The organism is Protofrankia sp. Cr1 (assembly GCF_963555865.1).
Classification (GTDB): Bacteria; Actinomycetota; Actinomycetes; order Frankiales; family Frankiaceae; genus Protofrankia.
The window spans coordinates 1,485-2,732 of sequence record NZ_CAUVXO010000484.1 but is presented as its reverse complement, the minus strand read 5'-3'; the positions used below and the strand labels follow the sequence as shown (position 1 = coordinate 2,732).

The following is a 1,248-nucleotide window of genomic DNA, read 5'->3' as shown; positions in this document are numbered from 1 at the left end:
TCGCCGGCGCATCCTGCGAACCTGCCACCGATACCTCCTGGGAGTCGACAGCCGCGGCTGTTTTTTTCGATCACGTATGGGTCATACTTGGGACGTGCGCGCTCCACGACGCCAGCGTCCCCTCCGCCGCCGGATCAGTCCGCCCCCGGAGGGCGTTGTGCTGTCCCGCATCGCGGAGCGTGTCTCATATGTCGGCAGTGCGGAACACAAGACGGCGCCTTCCTTCGCCGGACGGCAGTCGCGGTTGCGCGCCGATGCGACCAAGTGTGATCCTGCGTTGGCTGATCCTGCGTTGGCTGATCCGGCCGAGCTGACCGGTTGGCTTCGCAGTGCGATCCTCGCCGGAACCGTTGGTCCACCGTGGGAAGGAGACTTCCCGCGTTATGTCTGGCATCGCCGCGAAGGGGTCTGCTACGAGGGCCGTCTGGTCAATCAGGGCTAGGGCCAGTACAAGAGTCACCCTCTGCAACCGTCGCAATGGCCTTCGGGGGTCTGATGACGGAAGCACCTGAACTGCGCTTCCAGTGGGAGTGGGAGCCCGCGCCCGGCGTGCGTTCTCCCGAACTTCGGGCCACCTGGGCACAGTTGGAGATCCTTGTCGGCACACGGCCCGTCTCCCTGGTGGAGGACCTCGGGTCGGGTAGCGCTCGTCGTTCGATCTACTGCCCGCTGTACCCACTCGCCGAGTGGATCGCCTTCAACTGGTGGTCCCTTGCGGCCGACGCCCGACCCAACAGAGCGCTCGACGGTCCGTTCCCCGATGCTGCGACCCACGACGGCCTGCTCCGGCACAGCCTCCGATCGGCAGACGACGGTTTCCGTTGGCCTGATCTCATCATCGTCCCGGAGGGTTCTTCGACCCGTTTGCTGTGGCGGGACGACCATGAGGTCTCTTCCGATCAACCGATCCGCTACCTTGGCCATGGCCACGCGCGAACTCCACGAGCCCAGGTCGAGCGCGAACTGGCGGCCGTGGTCGGCGCCGTCCTGACCCGGCTGGCTGAACAGGGTGTCACCGGGACGGCGCTGCACACCGAATGGGCCGCCGTCACCGGAGCCGACGAGGACGAGCAGGAGTTCTGCCTGGCAGCGGCCCGCCTGGGCCTCGACCCCTATGCGGAAACCGCCGATCTCGCCGACGACATCATCCGTGCGGCGACTCGACTCGGCCCGGGGATGAAAGGCGATCTTGCTTGACGGGGATGGGGACGGTCGGCAATCGTCTCGGGACATGCGAGAGGGCGATGC

Annotated in this window: 1 protein-coding gene; it reads left to right on the top strand. The window is 66.4% G+C overall.

Annotation, left to right across the window (positions count from 1 at the left end; genetic code table 11):
- Positions 1 to 495 precede the first annotated feature (495 nt).
- Entirely contained in the window at positions 496 to 1,197 is a 702-nt protein-coding gene (locus U9980_RS24215) for a hypothetical protein (RefSeq protein WP_322770040.1), read from the top strand.
- Positions 1,198 to 1,248: the final 51 nt, after the last annotated feature.